12 protein-coding genes and 1 pseudogene are annotated in these 16779 nt (G+C 60.9%); 9 read left to right on the top strand and 4 right to left on the bottom strand.

The features are described from left to right. Window positions 1-58 precede the first annotated feature (58 nt). The 3 genes and pseudogenes from GV819_RS21565 to GV819_RS21555 all read right to left on the bottom strand — a co-directional run. A pseudogene (locus GV819_RS21565) lies at window positions 59-289 on the bottom strand (DNA polymerase III subunit chi); the annotation flags it as partial. A 7-nt stretch (window positions 290-296) separates the two neighbouring features. Further along, window positions 297-725, bottom strand: a complete 429-nt coding sequence (locus tag GV819_RS21560) for a DNA polymerase III subunit chi (RefSeq protein WP_161758070.1) — start codon at window positions 723-725, stop codon at window positions 297-299. Window positions 726-785: 60 nt separating this feature from the next. Next, window positions 786-2276: a leucyl aminopeptidase gene (locus GV819_RS21555; protein WP_161758069.1), complete on the bottom strand. Its 1491-nt coding sequence runs from the start codon at window positions 2274-2276 to the stop codon at window positions 786-788. A gap of 306 nt (window positions 2277-2582) precedes the next feature. Between GV819_RS21555 and lptF the strand changes: the two genes are divergently transcribed. The 8 genes from lptF to pdxJ all read left to right on the top strand — a co-directional run bounded on the left by lptF (window position 2583) and on the right by pdxJ (window position 11067). Continuing rightward, the gene (gene lptF, locus GV819_RS21550; RefSeq protein ID WP_161758068.1) at window positions 2583-3701 is read left to right on the top strand and encodes an LPS export ABC transporter permease LptF; all 1119 of its coding nucleotides are present in this window, start codon (window positions 2583-2585) and stop codon (window positions 3699-3701) included. After that, window positions 3694-4755 carry an LPS export ABC transporter permease LptG gene (gene lptG, locus GV819_RS21545; protein ID WP_161758067.1) on the top strand — a complete coding sequence of 354 codons (1062 nt, stop codon included), beginning with the start codon at window positions 3694-3696 and terminating at the stop codon, window positions 4753-4755. The genes lptF and lptG overlap by 8 nt, the downstream gene beginning before the upstream one ends. A 168-nt stretch (window positions 4756-4923) precedes the next feature. Continuing rightward, window positions 4924-6723, top strand: a complete 1800-nt coding sequence (lepA, locus tag GV819_RS21540; protein WP_161758066.1) for a translation elongation factor 4 — start codon at window positions 4924-4926, stop codon at window positions 6721-6723. Window positions 6724-6728: 5 nt separating this feature from the next. After that, window positions 6729-7583 carry a signal peptidase I gene (gene lepB / locus GV819_RS21535; protein WP_161758065.1) on the top strand — a complete coding sequence of 285 codons (855 nt, stop codon included), beginning with the start codon at window positions 6729-6731 and terminating at the stop codon, window positions 7581-7583. 216 nt (window positions 7584-7799) lie between these two features. After that, window positions 7800-8489 carry a ribonuclease III gene (rnc, locus tag GV819_RS21530; RefSeq protein WP_161758064.1) on the top strand — a complete coding sequence of 230 codons (690 nt, stop codon included), beginning with the start codon at window positions 7800-7802 and terminating at the stop codon, window positions 8487-8489. Then, entirely contained in the window at window positions 8482-9384 is a 903-nt protein-coding gene (gene era, locus GV819_RS21525; protein WP_161758063.1) for a GTPase Era, read from the top strand. The genes rnc and era overlap by 8 nt, the downstream gene beginning before the upstream one ends. A gap of 111 nt (window positions 9385-9495) precedes the next feature. Further along, window positions 9496-10185, top strand: coding sequence for a DNA repair protein RecO (recO, locus tag GV819_RS21520; RefSeq protein WP_161758062.1), 690 nt, complete (start codon window positions 9496-9498; stop codon window positions 10183-10185). A 135-nt stretch (window positions 10186-10320) separates the two neighbouring features. Next, a complete protein-coding gene (gene pdxJ, locus GV819_RS21515; protein ID WP_161758061.1) occupies window positions 10321-11067 on the top strand; it encodes a pyridoxine 5'-phosphate synthase in 747 nt (248 codons plus the stop codon). A 66-nt stretch (window positions 11068-11133) separates the two neighbouring features. Here pdxJ and mltF read toward each other — a convergent pair whose 3' ends face one another. Continuing rightward, complete coding sequence (gene mltF, locus GV819_RS21510) at window positions 11134-12594, bottom strand: membrane-bound lytic murein transglycosylase MltF (RefSeq protein ID WP_161758060.1); 1461 nt, start codon at window positions 12592-12594, stop codon at window positions 11134-11136. A 287-nt stretch (window positions 12595-12881) separates the two neighbouring features. On the opposite strand from mltF, the gene purL reads away from it, so the two are divergent. Further along, a complete protein-coding gene (purL, locus tag GV819_RS21505; RefSeq protein WP_161758059.1) occupies window positions 12882-16778 on the top strand; it encodes a phosphoribosylformylglycinamidine synthase in 3897 nt (1298 codons plus the stop codon). Window position 16779: the final 1 nt, after the last annotated feature.

Below are 16779 nucleotides of genomic sequence, written 5' to 3'. Positions count from 1 at the left end.
CCGGAAATCTAAACAGGGCTATTCGTCGGCAGCGTCAGATGGGTATAAGAAACAGCGCTTGAACCGGGGCGGGTGCCGGTTGTGGCTTGGCCTTTACTGCCGGCTCAGGTTCGGCTGGGGCAGGAGGTTGATTGCCCACCATGTCGAACAGCAGGGGAATCTGTACTTCACTGCTGACCGTTTCGGTGAGCAGTGGCGGTTGCAGGTTGTCATCGCCGAGCAGTTGGCGGATCGACTCGAGGTCGTCCAGCAGGTGCGCGGGCTTTTGCAGAGGATTGGGAGTGTCCATCGGGTGCTCAGAGTCGCTGTAAACGGTGATCTTGCAGAGGATAGCCCTGTTCGCGATAGAAACGGAAACTCTCGCGGGCAGCCTGACGAATAGTCGGATCTTCCACCACCACCTCGGCAATCCGGGCGAAACGCTGGGCGAAGGAAGGGACTTTCAAATCCAGGTTCACCAGCAGATCGTTGTGCTCGCCAGGGTCCTGGCCCAGGCCGAGTACGATCAGGCCTTCAGGTTCGCTTTCCGCCGGGCCGTGGGGGACGAACGCTTCACCCTTGAAGCGCCACAGGCGGGCATCAAGTTCGTCTCGTTGCGCGGCATCGCTGCAATGCAGGTAGATGCGATGGCCCATGCGCCAGGCTTTATCGGTGAGCTTGCAGGCAAAATCCAGGCGCGCCGCAGGGTCCGCGCTGGGAAGAATATAGAAGTCGACTTTGGTCATTGGGGTTCCTGAGCCGGAGAGGGCGGCGCCTTCGAGCGACGCCCTCCGCGGTCATGGTTTTCAGGCTTTGGCGCGGTCCAGCAGGTATTGGGTCAACAGGGGCACGGGACGGCCGGTGGCGCCCTTGTCCTTGCCGCCGCTGGTCCAGGCAGTACCGGCGATATCCAGGTGCGCCCAGTTCAGGTTCTTGGTAAAGCGCGAGAGGAAGCACGCAGCGGTGATGGTCCCGGCTTTGGGGCCGCCGATGTTGGCGATGTCGGCGAATGGGCTGTCCAGTTGCTCCTGGTACTCATCGAACAGCGGCAGCTGCCAGGCGCGGTCGTCGGCTTGCTGGCCGGCGCTGAGCAGTTGGCCGATCAGCTCGTCATTGTTGCCCAGCAGGCCCGAGGTGTGGGCACCCAGGGCGACCACGCAGGCGCCGGTCAGGGTGGCGATATCGATCACTGCCTGAGGCTTGAAGCGCTCGGCATAGGTCAGGGCATCGCACAGCACCAGGCGGCCTTCGGCGTCGGTGTTGAGGATTTCCACGGTCTGCCCGCTCATGGTGGTGACAATGTCGCCAGGACGCGCAGCGCCACCGCTGGGCATGTTTTCGGCGCAGGCGAGGATGCACACCAGGTTGATCGGCAGCTTCAGTTCCAGCACTGCACGCAGGGTGCCGAACACGCTGGCAGCGCCGCCCATGTCGTACTTCATTTCGTCCATGCCGGCGCCCGGCTTGAGGCTGATGCCGCCGGTGTCGAAGGTGATGCCCTTGCCCACCAGGGCGTAGGGTTTCTCGGACTTCTTGCCGCCGTTGTATTGCATGACGATCAGGCGTGGCGGCTGGTCGCTGCCTTGGCCCACGGCATAGAACGAGCCCATGCCCAGTTCCTTGATCTTCTTCTCGTCGAGGACTTCGACTTTCAGACCCTTGAACTCCTTGCCCAGGGCCTTGGCCTGTTCACCCAGGAAAGTCGGGTGGCAGACGTTCGGCGGCTGGTTGCCCAAGTCGCGGGTAAAGGCCATGCCGTTGGCGATGGCCTGGGCGTGGGTCACGCCGCGCTGGACTTCGGCCTCGGCGGCCTTGATGGTCAGCAGGGTGATTTTCTTCAGGGCGCGAGGTTCGGCCTTCTGGCTCTTGTAGCGGTCGAAGACATAACCACCGTCCACCAGGGTTTCTGCCAGCAGGCGGGTCTTGCCGTAGCTGTCGCGGCCCTTGACCACGACCTCATCCAGTGCCAGCACGGCGTCGCTGCCGCCCAGGCCCTTGAGGGTGGCGAGCACGCCGCTGATGATCTTGCGGAACGGGCGGTCGCCCAGTTCGCCATCCTTGCCGGTGCCTACCAGCAGTACGCGCTCGGCCTTGAGCTTGGCCACGCCGTGCAGCAGCAGGCTCTGGCCGACCTTGCCGGCCAGGTCGCCGCGCTTGAGCACCGCGCTGATAGCGCCACCGCTGAGTTCGTCGAGTTGCTTGGCAACGTTGCCGAGTTTGCGGCCTTCGCCAATGGCGACCACCAGAGTGGCGGTCTTCAACGTTTCCGGGCTAACGCTTTTTACAACCAGTTCCATGTCTGGGTCCCTGAATAAATGGTCAAAGAGCGCAGGAAAGACTCCGGCGCGTGGCTTATCTATATAGAAGAAGACGTCGCATGCTGCCGACGACAAAGCCGCCAGTTTGAACCTCGCTGCTTGCGACTGACAACCCTCGTCTTGGCCAAGTTCGCTGCTTTGGAGCGTTGGGTGAGCATCCTCCGTGACAGGCGCGCGCAATCACAGGATAATGCGCCATCTTTTTTCGGCGGCCCTGTGTCTGGGGCCGGCTCGATACGTTTGCTTGTTCGGCCGCCTTAGCCTGACAACCCTGGAGTGTCTGGTTTGATCGTCTTTCGTTATCTGTCCCGCGAAGTCCTGTTGACCCTGAGTGCCGTGAGCGCGGTGCTGCTGGTCATCATCATGAGCGGGCGCCTCGTCAAGTTTCTCGCCCAAGCCGCCTCGGGAGCCCTGGATCCGGGCTCGCTGTTCCTGGTCATGGGTTTTCGTTTGCCAGGCTTCTTGCAGCTGATCCTGCCTTTGGGGCTGTTCCTCGGCATCTTGCTGGCTTATGGCCGGCTCTATCTCGAAAGCGAGATGACCGTGCTGTCGGCTACTGGCATGAGCCAGCAGCGCCTGCTGGGCCTGACCATGATCCCGGCCACCCTGGTAGCCCTGCTGGTGGCTTGGTTGAGCCTGAGCCTGGCGCCCCAGGGGGCCAACCAGTTCCAGTTGCTGCTGAACAAGCAGGATGCCCTGACCGAGTTCGACACCCTGGTGGCGGGCCGCTTCCAAGCGCTGAACGACGGCACTCGGGTGACCTATACCGAGCAGCTGTCTGATGACCGGGCCAACCTTTCCGGGGTGTTCATCTCCGAGAAGCGCCTGAACCAAGAGAAGAAGGACCAGGGCATTTCGGTGCTGGTGGCCGAGAAGGGCCATCAGGACATTCGTCCCGACGGCAACCGCTACCTGATCCTGGAGAACGGCTATCGCTATGACGGCAATCCGGGCGAGGCCAACTACCGGGTGATCAAATACGATACCTACGGCGTATTGCTGGAACGGCCGGACATCAGCGACGAAGTCACCGACCGTGACGCCATGCCTACCGCCGACCTGATCGGCAAGGATGACCTGCGGGCTCGCGCCGAGTTGCAATGGCGTCTTTCCCTGCCGTTGCTGGTGTTTATCGTGACCTTGATGGCGGTGCCGCTGTCCCGGGTCAATCCGCGCCAGGGCCGCTTCCTCAAGCTGATTCCGGCGATCCTTCTTTATATGGCTTACCTGACCATCCTGATTGCCGTGCGCGGTGCGCTGGAGAAAGGCAAGATTTCGCCCGCTCTGGGTCTGTGGTGGGTCCACGTTCTGTTCCTGGTGATCGGCCTGGGACTGATGTACTGGGAACCCTTGCGTTTGAAATTGGCGAGTCGTCGCAGCATGAAGGAGATGGCTCGTGGTTAAGCTTGATCGCTACATTGGTAGCAGTGTGTTCATGGCCATTCTTGCGGTCCTGGGGATCATCCTCGGGTTGGCCTCGCTGTTTGCCTTTATCGATGAAATGGGCAATGTCAGCGACACCTATACCGTGATCGATGTCCTCAGCTACGTGGTTCTCACCGCGCCGCGTCGGGTCTATGAAATGCTGCCGATGGCCGGCCTGATTGGCTGCTTGATCGGTCTCGGTACCTTGGCCAGCAACAGCGAGTTGACCATCATGCGTGCCGCCGGTGTCTCGGTCGGCCGTATCGTCTGGTCGGTGATGAAGCCGATGCTGGTGCTGATGCTGGTGGGTGTGCTGGTAGGCGAATACGTGGCTCCGGCCACCGAGACCCAAGCCCAGGCCAGTCGTGCCTTGGCCCAGGGTTCTGGCGATGCGCAGAGCTCCAAGCATGGTCTGTGGCATCGCCAGGGTGATGAGTTCATCCACATCAACGCGGTGCAGCCCAACGGCCTGCTGTATGGCGTGACCCGTTACCACTTCGATGGCCAGCGCCACATGCTGTCGTCGAGCTTCTCTCGCCAGGCGCGCTTCCACGAGAACTACTGGCAGCTGACCGACGTCACCACCACCTACTTCCGCGACGGTCATACCGAAGTCATCAAAGTGCCTGAAGAGCGCTGGGACGTGGCTTTGAGCCCGCAATTGCTGAGCACCGTAGTCATGGCGCCAGAGTCGCTGTCCATCAGTGGCCTGTGGGGCTACATCCACTACCTGGCCGATCAGGGCCTGAACAACGGCCGCTACTGGCTGGCATTCTGGGTCAAGGTTCTGCAGCCGCTGGTCACTGCGGCGCTGGTGTTGATGGCGATTTCCTTCATTTTCGGTCCGCTGCGTTCGGTGACCCTCGGTCAGCGGGTGTTTACCGGCGTCCTGGTGGGCTTCACCTTCCGTATTGCCCAGGACCTGCTGGGCCCTTCGAGCCTGGTGTTCGGCTTTTCGCCGCTGTTCGCGGTGCTGGTACCGGCGGGTATCTGTGCTGTCGCCGGCTTCTGGATGTTGCGCCGAGCCGGCTGATTCAGCGGTTTTACCAGGTGTTTAGCGCGACGCCCCGATCCCTGGATCGGGGCGTTTTTGCATTTGACAAGCGCTGACCGGCGAGCGTGACGCTTGTGCCGAGTATCAGGTACAATTCCCGGCTATTTTTCGGCGGGCCATGCCTGCAGCCTTTTTGAGTGTTCATCCGTGAGTGATTTGAGTCATATCCGCAATTTCTCCATCATCGCCCACATTGACCATGGCAAGTCGACTCTGGCCGATCGCTTCATCCAGATGTGCGGCGGCCTGGCCGAGCGCGAAATGGAAGCCCAGGTTCTGGACTCCATGGACCTTGAGCGTGAACGCGGGATCACCATCAAGGCCCACAGCGTTACCCTCTATTACAAAGCCAAAGACGGCATCAACTACCAGTTGAACTTCATTGATACCCCGGGCCACGTGGACTTCACCTATGAAGTCAGCCGGTCCCTGGCGGCCTGTGAAGGTGCTCTGCTGGTGGTCGACGCCGGCCAGGGCGTTGAAGCCCAATCGGTTGCCAACTGCTACACCGCCATCGAGCAAGGCCTCGAGGTGATGCCGGTGCTGAACAAGATCGACCTGCCACAGGCCGATCCAGAGCGGGTCAAGGAAGAGATCGAGAAGATCATCGGTATTGATGCCACCGACGCCGTGACCTGTAGCGCCAAGACCGGCCTGGGCGTGGACGAGGTGCTCGAACGCCTGGTGAGCACCATTCCAGCTCCGACCGGCAACATCGAAGATCCGCTGCAAGCGTTGATCATCGACTCCTGGTTCGACAACTATCTGGGCGTTGTCTCCCTGGTGCGTGTACGTCATGGCCGGGTGAAGAAGGGCGACAAGATCCTGGTTAAATCCACCGGCAAGATCCACTTGGTGGACAGCGTCGGCGTATTCAACCCGAAACACACCGCCACCGCCGACCTCAAGGCGGGTGAAGTGGGTTTCATCATTGCCGGCATCAAGGACATTCACGGGGCACCGGTGGGTGACACCCTGACCCTGAGCTCTACTCCTGACGTTGACGTGTTGCCTGGCTTCAAGCGCATCCAGCCGCAGGTTTATGCGGGCCTGTTCCCGGTCAGCTCCGACGATTTCGAAGACTTCCGTGAAGCCCTGCAGAAGCTCACCCTCAACGACTCGTCGCTGCAGTACACCCCGGAAAGCTCCGATGCGCTGGGCTTCGGCTTCCGTTGCGGGTTCCTCGGCATGCTGCACATGGAAATCATCCAGGAGCGCCTGGAGCGCGAATACGACCTGGACCTGATTACCACGGCGCCAACCGTTATTTTCGAGCTGTTGCTGAAGTCCGGCGAAACGATTTATGTCGATAACCCGTCCAAGCTTCCAGACCTCTCGTCCATTGACGATATGCGCGAGCCCATCGTTCGCGCCAATATTCTTGTGCCGCAAGAGCACTTGGGTAACGTCATTACCCTGTGTATCGAAAAACGTGGCGTGCAGCACGACATGCTGTTCCTCGGCAGCCAGGTCCAGGTGACCTATGATTTGCCGATGAACGAAGTGGTCCTGGACTTCTTCGATCGTCTCAAATCCACCAGTCGTGGTTATGCGTCGCTGGATTATCATTTCGATCGCTATCAGTCAGCTAATCTGGTGAAGCTGGATGTGCTGATCAACGGCGACAAGGTCGACGCCCTGGCGCTGATCGTGCACAAGGACAACGCGCACTACAAAGGTCGCCAGTTGACCGAGAAGATGAAAGAGCTGATTCCGCGCCAGATGTTCGACGTCGCGATCCAGGCCGCCATTGGCGGGCAGATCATTGCGCGGACCTCCGTCAAGGCACTCAGAAAGAACGTACTGGCCAAATGCTATGGCGGCGACGTGAGCCGTAAGCGCAAGCTGTTGGAAAAGCAAAAGGCCGGTAAAAAACGCATGAAGCAAGTGGGTAACGTGGAAATTCCACAAGAAGCCTTCCTTGCTGTGCTCAGGTTGGATAGTTAGGTCCTATGTCACTAAATTTCCCGCTGTTGCTGGTCATCGCTGTCTTCGTATGCGGTTTCTTGGCGTTGCTCGACCTGGTGCTTCTGGCACCGCGTCGGCGCGCAGCCATTGCCAACTATCAGGGCAGCGTCAGCCAGCCGGACGGGCTGGTGGTCGAGAAGCTGAACAAGGAACCCTTGCTGGTTGAATACGGCAAGTCGTTCTTTCCAGTGCTGTTTATCGTCCTGGTGCTGCGATCGTTCCTGGTGGAGCCGTTTCAGATCCCTTCAGGTTCGATGATGCCCACCCTGGATGTGGGCGACTTCATCTTGGTGAACAAGTTTTCTTACGGGATCCGCCTGCCGGTGATCGACAAGAAAGTCATCGAAGTCGGTGATCCGAAGCGCGGCGACGTGATGGTGTTTCGCTATCCAAGTGACCCGAACGTCAACTACATCAAGCGTGTAGTCGGCCTGCCGGGTGATCAGGTGCGCTACACCAGCGACAAGCACCTGTTCATCAATGGCCAGCCGGTGGCTGAGCTGTTGGTGGGCTCCCAGCCAGGGAGCCTGGGCAGCGCAGAGCTGTACAAGGAAAAACTCGGCGAAGTCGAGCACCTGATTCGCAAAGAGATGAGCCGCTACCACGCCCCGACCGAAGGTCAGTGGGTGGTTCCCGCCGGGCACTACTTCATGATGGGCGACAACCGCGACAACTCCAACGACAGCCGCTACTGGGACGATCCGAGTATTCCCAAGGACCTGCTGGGCATGGTTCCCGACAAGAATATCGTCGGCAAGGCCTTCGCCGTCTGGATGAGCTGGCCCGAACCGAAACTCAGCCACCTGCCGAATTTTTCGCGGGTTGGCCTGATCAAGTAATCACACGCGGCGCTGTTGAACACAGCGCCGAATGCTTTTCTGGCTCTTGTATAAAACGGTCTTGCCTTCAAGCAGTCCGTAGCAGGCGCATTGCCAGATGCATGCAGTCAACGATATTCAGGATGTGGATTTGAACACAGCGTTAATTGCCACCCGCACCTCGTGCGCGGCCCCTAGCATGGCGAATTTCGGTGACGAAATCAGCGTGGGTAAACCGTGAGCGTTTCTTTGAGCCGTCTCGAGCGTCAGCTCGGTTATACCTTCAAGGACCAGGAACTGATGCTCCTGGCCCTCACTCACCGCAGTTTTGCCGGGCGTAACAACGAACGCCTGGAATTTCTCGGTGATGCCATCCTCAACTTCGTCGCCGGTGAAGCGCTGTTCGAGCGTTTTCCCCAGGCTCGCGAAGGCCAGCTGTCGCGTTTGCGCGCACGCCTGGTGAAAGGTGAAACACTGGCGGTACTGGCCCGTGGTTTCGACCTGGGTGAATACCTGCGACTGGGTTCCGGTGAGTTGAAGAGTGGCGGTTTCCGCCGTGAGTCGATCCTCGCCGATGCCCTGGAAGCCCTGATTGGTGCAATCTACCTGGACGCCGGCATGGAAACTGCCCGTGACCGCGTACTGGCCTGGCTGACCTCGGAGTTCGAGAGCCTGACCCTGGTGGACACCAACAAGGACCCCAAGACCCGGCTGCAGGAGTTCCTCCAGTCCCGCGCCTGTGAACTGCCACGCTATGAAGTGGTGGATATCCAGGGCGAGCCGCACTGCCGGACATTCTTCGTTGAATGTGAAGTCACCTTATTGAATGAAAAAAGCCGAGGTCAAGGTGTGAGCCGTCGCATTGCCGAACAGGTAGCGGCCGCTGCAGCACTGATTGCCCTGGGCGTGGAGAATGGCCATGACTGATTCAACCGCAACACGCTGTGGCTATGTCGCCATCGTCGGCCGCCCCAACGTAGGCAAGTCGACGCTGCTCAACCACATCCTCGGCCAGAAGCTGGCGATCACCTCGCGCAAGCCGCAGACCACTCGTCACAACATGCTCGGGATCAAGACCGAAGGCGCCATCCAGGCGATCTACGTCGACACCCCCGGTATGCACAAGAGCAACGAGAAGGCTCTCAACCGCTACATGAACAAGACCGCCTCGGCGGCCTTGAAAGATGTGGACGTGGTGATTTTCGTGGTCGACCGCACCAAGTGGACCGACGAGGACCAGCTGGTTCTCGAGCGTGTGCAGTATGTGCAGGGCCCGGTGATCCTGGCGATCAACAAGACCGATCGCATCGAGGACAAGGCTGATCTGATGCCGCACCTGGCCTGGCTGCAGGAACAACTGCCGAATGCCGAGATCGTTCCGGTATCGGCCCAGCAGGGGCATAACCTCGAAGCCCTGGAAGGCCTGATCGCCAAGCACCTGCCGGAGAACGATCACTTCTTCCCGGAAGACCAGATCACCGACCGCAGCAGCCGCTTCCTTGCCGCCGAACTGGTGCGCGAGAAGATCATGCGCCAGCTGGGCGCCGAGCTGCCGTACCAGATCACCGTGGAAATCGAAGAGTTCAAGCAGCAGGGCAAGACCCTGCATATCCATGCCTTGATTCTCGTCGAGCGTGACGGCCAGAAGAAAATCATCATTGGCGACAAGGGTGAGCGGATCAAGCGCATTGGCATGGAAGCGCGCAAGGACATGGAGCTGTTGTTCGATTCCAAGGTCATGCTCAACCTCTGGGTCAAGGTCAAGGGTGGCTGGTCCGACGATGAGCGCGCCTTGCGCTCCCTGGGCTACGGCGACCTCTGAAACCCTTCGCCGGCAAGCGGGCTCCTGCGGTTGGAGCCGGCGTGCCGGCGAACAGGCTCTACACCCCTTTTGGACTCGGTTCCCTCTCTGCCCTTGAGAATCCTCGCAACCATGTCCAGCAACGCCCCAGTCGGTCAACTCGCTTACGTCCTGCACAGTCGCGCCTACCGCGAAAGCAGCGCGTTGGTGGATTTCCTTACCCCTCAGGGTCGCTTGCGCGCAGTACTGCGCAGTGCCCGGGGCAAGGCCGGAACTCTGGCGCGACCTTTCGTGCCGTTGGAAGTCGAGTTTCGTGGCCGTGGCGAACTGAAGAATGTCGGGCGTATGGAGAGCGCCGGCATCGCCGCCTGGCTCAATGGCGAAGCGCTGTTCAGTGGTCTCTATCTGAATGAGCTGTTGATCCGCCTGCTGCCTGCGGAAGATCCCCATCCTGCGGTGTTCGATCACTACGCTGCGACCTTGTTGGCCTTGGCTGAAGGTCGTCCCCTGGAGCCCTTGCTGCGCGCCTTCGAATGGCGACTGCTGGATGACCTGGGCTATGGCTTTGCCCTGGACAGCGATATCCACGGCGCGCCCATCGCCGCCGATGGCCTGTACCGCCTGCAGGTGGATGCCGGGCTGGAGCAGGTTTTCCTGCTGCAGCCGGGGTTGTTCAACGGCACTGAACTATTGGCCATGGCTGAAGCCGACTGGAGTGCGCCCGGCGCGTTGTCGGCGGCCAAGCGCTTGATGCGCCAAGCCCTGGCGGTGCACTTGGGTGGCCGGCCGCTGGTCAGTCGCGAGTTGTTCCGCAAGCCCTAGGTTCTGTTAGCGCTGGTTGGCTGGTGGCGGCATTCCAGCGGCTGCTGGGGCAACGCGACTCATGAGCAAATGGCAACAGACCCTGTTCTCCCCGTATGCTGTGCGCCGAATCTTCATTTATTCAGGAGCGCTTCCGTGAGCACCAGCAATCGCATTCTTCTTGGCGTGAACATCGACCACGTTGCCACCCTGCGTCAGGCCCGAGGCACCCGTTACCCTGACCCGGTCAAGGCAGCGCTGGACGCGGAAGAGGCGGGCGCCGACGGCATCACCGTGCACCTGCGCGAAGATCGCCGGCACATCCAGGAGCGCGACGTTCTGTTGCTCAAGGATGTGTTGCAGACGCGGATGAACTTCGAGATGGGCGTCACCGAAGAGATGATGGCCTTTGCCGAACGCATTCGTCCGGCACACATTTGCCTGGTGCCGGAAACCCGTCAGGAGCTGACCACCGAAGGTGGCCTCGATGTGGCAGGGCAGGAGGCACGGATCAGTGCGGCGGTGGAGCGACTGTCGAAAATCGGCGCAGAAGTGTCGCTGTTCATCGACGCCGACGAGCGCCAGATCGAAGCCTCCAAGCGGGTCGGTGCGCCGGCCATCGAGCTGCACACCGGGCGTTACGCCGATGCCCAGACTCCGAGCGAAGTGGCAGAGGAGCTGCAGCGCATTGTCGATGGCGTTGCCGTGGGGGTGGCGCAGGGTTTGATCGTCAATGCCGGTCACGGCCTGCATTACCACAACGTCGAGGCCGTGGCAGCGATCAAGGGCATCAACGAATTGAACATCGGCCACGCCTTGGTGGCCCATGCTTTGTTTGTCGGTTTCAAAGGTGCTGTGGCAGAGATGAAGGCGTTGATCCTGGCGGCTGCGGCCAAGGCTTGAGTGGTCTTGGCCGTTAAGCCGGTTCCTACACCGCCTCTGTAGGAGCCGGCTTGCCGGCGAATGCTTTTAAAGCGGCGGGTTTTCTTCTGGCGGCTTGGTCTTGTTGACTCCCGGCACGTGCAGGTTGCCCTCGGCGACCTGGTCGCCTTCCAGCTGTGGCTGAGTCACCCAGGTGAGGATGTCGTAGTAGCGGCGGATGTTGGCGACGAAATGCACTGGCTCGCCGCCCCGGGCGTAACCGTAGCGGGTCTTGCTGTACCACTGCTTCTGCGACAGGCGCGGCAGCATCTTCTTCACGTCCAGCCACTTGTTCGGGCTCAACCCTTCTTTCTGCGCCAGCTTGCGCGCGTCTTCCAGGTGGCCGGTGCCGACGTTGTATGCGGCGAGGGCAAACCAGGTGCGATCCGGTTCCTCGATCTTGTCGTCCAGCTGTTCCTTGATATAGGCCAGGTACTTGGCCCCGCCGCTGATGCTCTGCTTGGGGTCCAGGCGGTTGGACACGCCCATGGCCTGGGCAGTGTTCTGGGTCAGCATCATCAGCCCGCGCACGCCGGTCTTGGAGGTCACCTCGGCCTGCCACATGGATTCCTGGTAGCCGACGGCCGCCAGCAGGCGCCAGTCGAGCTTCTCTTGCTTGGCCGAGGTCTTGAAGTGTTTCTCGTACTTGGGCAGGCGCTGCTGCAGGTGTTGGGCAAAGGTGTAGGCACCGACGTAGCCGAGCACGTCCACGTGACCGTAGTAACGGTCCTTGAGGCGTTGCAGGGTGCCGTTCTTCTCCACCTTGTCGAGGAAGCTGTTGATCTCGTTGAGCAGGCTGTTGTCGTCGCCGGCGGCCACCGCCCAGCTCTGACTGCGGGCGTCACCGAGGTCGAAGGCCACCCGCACGTTGGGGAAGTACACCTGGTTCATCGCCAGTTCATTGGAGTCCACCAGGGTCAGGTCGATCTGCCCTTCGTCCACCATGCGCAGCAGGTCGACCACCTCGACGGCGTCCGACTCTTCGTATTCGATGCCGGGGTACTTGAGCTTGAGCTCCGCCAGTTGCTCGGCGTGGGTGCTGCCCTTGAGCACCATGATGTGCTTGCCCACCAGGTCCTGGGCGGTCGTCGGGCGGGACTGGCCGTTGCGATAGATGACCTGGGGGGTGACTTCCAGATAGGGGTGGGAAAACCTGACTTGCTGCTTGCGCTGCTCGCTGCTCACCAGGCCGGCGGCAGCCAGCACCGGGCCCTTGGGTTGGCCCAGTTGGTCGAACAGGTCGTCAAGGTTGTCGGCGGTCTCGATCTTCAGCTCGACCCCCAGATCGTCGGCAAAGCGCTTCACCAGCTCGTATTCGAAGCCGGTCTCACCGTTGCGATCCTGAAAATAGGTGGCGGGGCTGTTGCGGGTGATTACCCGCAGCACACCATCCTCCTTTACGCGCTCAAGGGTGCTGGGTTTTTCAACACAGGCGCCGAGCATCAGGAAGAGTCCGGTTACGATGAGCCACTTGGCGCAGCGCGGACGTAAAGCCATAGGGGAAAACATTGGCGCAGTATACGCAAAGGATAACGGCCGCCATATCTCGACAGTGAAGGCCCAGTCTGCTAGCGATTGGCGACCTCGCCTGCAGCCCTCAAGAATGGGGCTTCGGGCGCCAATGTGACGATTAAAATAACCCTTCGCAATGACCCCGATAAGCCTTTGTTATAAGGCGCTGGACCCGGGCCGACGTCCGGGGGCGCCTGGGCGTAGCGTTTCGAGTGCCGAGGCCTGCGGTTTACGTTAGAATGCACGGCCTCAAAGCACACCCCCTTCCCGAGGCTGTCCCGAAGATGTTGATCCTGCGCGGCGCTCCTGCCCTTTCTGCCTTTCGCCACAGCAAACTCCTTGAGCAACTGAGCCGATGCGTACCGGCTGTCAGTGGCTTGTATGCTGAATTCGCTCACTTCGCCGAAGTCACCGGCGTCCTGACCGGCGACGAACAGCAGGTGCTTGCGCGCCTTCTGAAGTACGGCCCAAGCGTACCGGTACAAGAACCGACCGGGCGTCTGTTCCTGGTGTTGCCGCGTTTCGGCACCATCTCGCCCTGGTCGAGCAAGGCCAGCGACATTGCCCGCAACTGTGGCCTGAGCAAGATCCAGCGCCTGGAGCGCGGCATTGCTTTCTACGTTGCTGGCCAGTTCAGCGATGTTGAAGCGCAGCTGATCGCGGATGTCCTGCACGACCGCATGACCCAGATCGTGCTGGGCAACCTGGAACAGGCTGCCGGCCTGTTCAGCCATGCCGAGCCGAAGCCGTTGACGGCCATCGACATCCTTGGCGGCGGTCGCGCCGCCCTGGAAAAGGCCAACAGCGAGTTGGGCCTGGCACTGGCCGAGGACGAGATCGACTATCTGGTCACGGCCTTCCAGGGCCTCAAGCGCAACCCGCACGACATCGAACTGATGATGTTCGCCCAGGCCAACTCCGAGCACTGCCGCCACAAGATTTTCAACGCCAGTTGGGATATCGACGGCCAGAGCCAGGAAAAAAGCCTGTTCGGCATGATCAAGAACACCTACCAGATGCACAGCGAAGGCGTTCTGTCCGCTTATAAGGACAACGCTTCGGTGATCGTCGGTAACGTTGCCGGTCGTTTCTTCCCGGACCCTGAGACCCGTCAGTACGGCGCGGTGCAGGAACCGGTGCACATCCTGATGAAAGTCGAGACCCACAACCACCCGACGGCGATTGCCCCGTTCCCCGGTGCCTCCACCGGTTCCGGTGGCGAGATCCGCGACGAAGGTGCAACCGGTCGTGGCGCCAAGCCCAAAGCCGGCCTGACCGGGTTCACCGTATCGAACCTGCAGATCCCGGGTTTTGAACAGCCCTGGGAAGTGCCTTACGGCAAGCCCGAGCGCATCGTCACCGCGCTGGACATCATGATCGAAGGCCCGCTGGGCGGCGCCGCGTTCAACAACGAATTTGGCCGTCCGGCCCTGACCGGTTATTTCCGTACCTTCGAACAGTCGATCACCACGCCACGTGGCGACGAAGTTCGTGGCTACCACAAGCCGATCATGCTGGCGGGCGGCATGGGTAACATCCGTGCCGAACACGTACAGAAAGGCGAGATCGAAGTCGGCTCCAAGCTGATCGTCCTGGGTGGCCCGGCCATGTTGATCGGCCTGGGCGGCGGTGCTGCTTCTTCCATGGCCACCGGCACCAGCTCGGCAGACCTGGACTTCGCCTCGGTACAGCGCGAAAACCCGGAAATGGAGCGCCGCTGCCAGGAAGTCATCGACCGTTGCTGGCAATTGGGTGAGAACAACCCCATCAGCTTCATCCATGACGTCGGTGCGGGTGGCTTGTCCAACGCCTTCCCGGAACTGGTCAACGATGGCAATCGTGGCGGCCGTTTCGAACTGCGCAATATTCCAAACGACGAGCCGGGCATGGCCCCGCACGAAATCTGGTCCAACGAATCCCAGGAACGTTATGTCCTGGCTGTTGGCGCTGCTGATTTCGAGCGTTTCAAAGCCATCTGTGAGCGTGAGCGTTGCCCGTTCGCGGTAGTCGGCGAAGCCACTGCCGAGCCGCAACTTACGGTCACGGATAGCCACTTCGGCAACAGTCCGGTGGACATGCCGCTCGAAGTGCTGCTGGGCAAGGCGCCGCGCATGCACCGTTCGGCCGTTCGCGAGAACGAGTTGGGTGATGACTTCGATCCGTCGACCCTGGACATCGCTGACTGCGTTGAACGTGTTCTGCATCACCCGGCCGTAGCCAGCAAGAGCTTCCTGATCACCATCGGTGACCGCACCATCACCGGCCTCGTGGCCCGTGACCAGATGGTGGGTCCATGGCAGGTTCCGGTAGCCGACGTTGCCGTCACCGCTACCAGCTTCGACGTCTACACCGGTGAAGCCATGGCCATGGGCGAGCGTACTCCGCTGGCCTTGCTGGACGCTCCGGCGTCGGGCCGCATGGCCATCGGCGAAACCCTGACCAACATCGCCGCTTCGCGCATCAACAAGATTTCCGACATCAAGCTGTCGGCCAACTGGATGTCCGCTGCCGGCCACCCGGGTGAAGACGCGCGTCTGTACGACACTGTCAAAGCCGTTGGCATGGAGCTGTGTCCTGAGCTCGGCCTGACCATTCCGGTGGGCAAGGACTCGATGTCCATGGCCACCCGCTGGAGCGATGAAGGCGAAGACAAGAGCGTGACTTCGCCGCTGTCGCTGATCGTGACCGGCTTTGCGCCTGTGGCTGACATTCGTCAGACCCTGACGCCAGAGTTGCGCATGGACAAGGGCATCACCGACCTGATCCTGATCGACCTCGGTCGCGGGCAGAACCGCATGGGCGCCTCGATTCTCGCGCAGACCCACGGCAAGCTCGGCAACCAGGCTCCGGACGTTGATGACGCCGAAGACCTCAAAGCCTTCTTCGCGGTGATCCAGGGCCTCAACGCCGACGGTCACCTGCTGGCTTACCACGACCGTTCCGACGGTGGTGTGCTGGTCAGCACCGTGGAAATGGCGTTCGCTGGCCACTGTGGCCTGAGCCTGAACCTCGACGGCCTGGCAGAAACTTCTGCCGAAATCGCAGCGATCCTGTTCAACGAAGAGCTGGGTGCGGTCATCCAGGTTCGCCAGGATGCCACTCCGGACGTACTGGCCCAGTTCAGCGCTGCCGGCCTGGGCGACTGCGTGGCGGTGATCGGCCAGCCGGTCAACAACGGCCACATCGATATCGAGTTCAACGGCGAAAGCATCTTCGCCGGCGAGCGTCGTCTGCTGCAGCGCCAGTGGGCTGAAACCAGCTACCAGATCCAGCGTCTGCGTGATAACGCCGACTGCGCCGAACAAGAGTTCGATGTGCTGCTGGAAGAAGATAATCCGGGCCTGAGCGTCAAGCTGGGCTTTGATGTGAACCAGGACATCGCCGCACCGTATATCAAGAAAGGTGTACGTCCTCAGGTTGCCGTACTGCGTGAGCAGGGCGTCAACGGCCAGGTGGAGATGGCGGCGGCATTTGACCGTGCCGGCTTCAACGCGATCGACGTGCACATGAGCGACATTCTTGCCGGCCGTGTCGACCTGAACGAGTTCAAGGGCATGGTCGCCTGCGGTGGCTTCTCCTACGGCGACGTACTGGGTGCCGGTGAGGGCTGGGCCAAGTCGGCATTGTTCAACAGCCGTGCCCGTGATGCCTTCCAGGGTTTCTTCGAGCGTAACGACACCTTCACCCTTGGCGTGTGCAACGGTTGCCAGATGATGTCCAACCTGCACGAGCTGATCCCGGGCAGCGAGTTCTGGCCGCACTTCGTGCGCAACCGTTCCGAGCAGTTCGAAGCGCGCGTGGCGATGGTTCAGGTCCAGGAGTCGAACTCGATCTTCCTGCAGGGCATGGCCGGTTCGCGTATGCCGATCGCCATCGCTCACGGTGAAGGGCATGCTGAGTTCGAAAGCGAGGAAGCCTTGCTCGAAGCCGATCTGTCCGGCTGCGTGGCCCTGCGCTTCGTCGACAACCACGGCAAAGTGACCGAGAAGTATCCGGCCAACCCGAACGGTTCGCCGCGCGGGATCACCGGTCTCACCAGCCGCGACGGCCGCGTCACCATCATGATGCCGCACCCTGAGCGAGTGTTCCGTGCCGTGCAGAACTCCTGGCGTCCGGAAGAGTGGAATGAAGATGCGGCGTGGATGCGCATGTTCCGCAACGCCCGCGTCTGGGTGAACTGAG

It is taken from the genome of Pseudomonas sp. Fl5BN2 (genome assembly GCF_009908205.1).
Lineage (GTDB): Bacteria > Pseudomonadota > Gammaproteobacteria > Pseudomonadales > Pseudomonadaceae > Aquipseudomonas.
The sequence above is the reverse complement of the archived record's forward strand: the minus strand, read 5'-3'. Positions and strand labels throughout refer to the sequence as shown.